This window comes from Haematospirillum sp. 15-248 (assembly GCF_012102665.1).
In the GTDB taxonomy this organism is placed as follows: domain Bacteria; phylum Pseudomonadota; class Alphaproteobacteria; order Rhodospirillales; family Rhodospirillaceae; genus Haematospirillum.
On the sequence record NZ_JAAVTF010000027.1, the window covers coordinates 1 to 2,465 of the forward strand.

3 protein-coding genes are annotated in these 2,465 nt (G+C 55.2%); 1 reads left to right on the plus strand and 2 read right to left on the minus strand.

The features are described from left to right. Positions 1-1,203 (plus strand): calcium-binding protein (locus HEQ72_RS11650; RefSeq protein ID WP_168023423.1); only part of this gene is annotated, 1,203 nt, incomplete at its 5' end. 150 nt (positions 1,204-1,353) lie between these two features. On the opposite strand, the gene HEQ72_RS11180 is transcribed toward HEQ72_RS11650, so the two are convergent. After that, on the minus strand, positions 1,354-1,632 hold the full coding sequence (locus HEQ72_RS11180; RefSeq protein WP_168023424.1) for a hypothetical protein: 279 nt from the start codon (positions 1,630-1,632) through the stop codon (positions 1,354-1,356). A 24-nt stretch (positions 1,633-1,656) separates the two neighbouring features. Next, positions 1,657-2,465: hypothetical protein (locus HEQ72_RS11185; RefSeq protein WP_168023425.1), on the minus strand; the 809-nt coding region annotated here is incomplete at its 5' end.

Consider the following 2,465-nt stretch of genomic DNA (forward strand, 5'->3'; position numbering starts at 1 on the left):
CCCGATGCATCCGGGTTGACAGTCTTTGCCGATACGTCCGGGGACACGAAAGAGGATTTCTCCGTGCGCCTGAACGGCGTAACCACACTATCCGCCCAAAACCTCATTCTGGACACAACGAGGGTTGCCGCAATACTCCCTGACAACCCCGTAAGAGAGGATACTATACCTCATAATGAAGGTGCTGAAGGCGCTGTTTATAAAAGTAGCTTTGCCACTGGACCGGTGACGATAACACTGGGTATGAACGAGCCATCTCCTGTTCTTGTTAATGGCGTCCAGGTTGCTGAGATCATTGATTATAATCACTTGGATGGGGGCGCTTTTGACGATCACCTGACAGGTAATGACCTTAACAACATATTCCATTCCAGCGGTGGCCATGACACCATCGATGGCCAAGGGGGCTGCGACTATATGGACTATAATGCAGAACAGGACCATATCGTCGTGACACTGGCTGATGGTGGCCGGGATTCCGTCGTTCGTGTCAATGGTATTGACAAAGATACCTTGAGGAATATTGAGGCCGTCATTGGTGGGGCTGGAGATGACAGAATAACGGGCAATGACGGTAACAATATCCTGTTGGGTAACGCAGGCAATGATATCCTGAAGGGCGGTGCAGGTGATGATGCCCTGCATGGTGGCGATGGTGATGATCATTTGGATGGAGGATCCGGCAATGACTTTCTGGCAGGGGGGGCAGGAAAAGACTCTGTCAGCTATGCCAGCTATACGGACTCACTTGATGTAAAGTTGCGTGGCGAAACTTGGGGAACCGTGTCTATTGGTACCGGCGAGAAAGATTATCTTCACTCTATTGAAATCTTTGTTGCTGGCAGCGGCGATGACAGATTGCGTGTAGAGCAACTGACATCAACCCTGTCCGGCGGTGCGGGTGCGGATACATTCAGTTACAATGGATCATCTACTTCTGGTACGATCATAGGAGGTTGGCACCAGATACTGGATTTCAATGCCGCTGAAGGCGACCGGATTGATCTCTCTCATCTGAGCCAAGGCCTGTTAGTTAATCATTTCAGCAACACGGGACCAGCCAGAAACGCTGTCTGGGCAGAGCCACTTGGCAAAAAAGACCTGTTTTTGCGTATTGAAGCTACAGGTGACGATACTTCCGACTTCTCAATCCTGTTAGAGAACACCTCTTCTGTATCTGCATCAGATTTTATTTTCTCGTAATGTTCTGACATAAAGCTAGCCGCTGTTCCTGATGGTATCGGGAACAGCGGTTCAGATTTTCCCGAACGGGCATGGTGTCCTTATCCAACGATGTTGGGTTTGTTGGCTGGATATGAACTCAGCCCGCTAGCGTGCGTCCAGGACTTGCTATCAGCTTTCTTGCGCACTGACCTCGCCACCCATATCGGGGCTTTCCTGCATCAGGTCTTCTTTTGTGAAGCCGAAGCGGGTGATGGTTTCCAGGCTTTCGACCTCGACCCAGACCGGGTCCAGTTTCGGCCCCTTGTATTCGGGTTTTCCGTAGTTTTCCGGGTACGTCCGGGTGTCGGTCATGGTGGTCATGGTGCCACGCAGCAGGCGCATGAATTCAGCGTGGGCCGGGGTGCCCTTGATGGCGTCCAGATCGGCACGGGTGTTGATGATGGTCATCCGTTAAAAACTCCGTTGGGAAGGTCAGGGAAGAATCCGGTGGGCACAGACGCCACGGGCGCTGGTGTGGCTCGCCACGTACACCGGGGCGTTGTTCCAGCCCGAGCAACGAGAACCTGAATAAGACCTGTCGTTCCAGGCACCACCCAAGATCACGGCATTCGACAATTGGTATGTACTGCCACGCCCTCCCGTGTTCGCCGCCCACGAGGACGAACCATGCGAACCGCCAAAATCACGCCCCCACACATACATACATCCGGTCGCCTGGATCACGCCCCACCTCGAGGTATACTTGGCCTGAAGGCCCGTGGTGCGTGGATCAGACCCCATCGATTCGTTCTCGGTAGTGCCATAGGCCAGTGCCGAAAATTCGGCGTACGAGGGCAGCTGCTTGCCATGCGCCTGCATCACCTCGGCAGCTTCCCACCAGTTGAGCGAGCTATATGTCAGGGAGACATCGCCTGCAAACTGGGCCGGAATTTTCGGTGGGCTTGCACCATCGGCAATGGTGACGCCATACTTGCTGGTGCCGTCCGTATTGTGGTTGACACCCAGCAGATAGATATCGGCCCAGAAGCTGTCCGCCACCAGAGTCATGCCGCGCGGGTCCTTGCTCGCCGGGCGGAACTTCAGATCCCACAGCGCGTACGGGTTGATCGCCGGGCTGGTGTCGCCGCCCGCCTGTGCCGTCGCGTTGCCGCCGGGCGCATAGTGGAAGCCGCCGATCTTGCGCGCGTTGGCTGCCGTATAGCCGACCGGGGCCTTGAAGTTGGCATCGGCGCGCACGGATCCATCGGCGCAGACGTACACCGCGTAGTCGGTGCCTGGGG

Excerpts from the sequence above, each read along its gene's own strand:
- HEQ72_RS11180 (WP_168023424.1), bottom strand. The coding sequence starts at position 1,632 with ATGACCATCATCAACACCCGTGCCGATCTGGACGCCATCAAGGGCACC.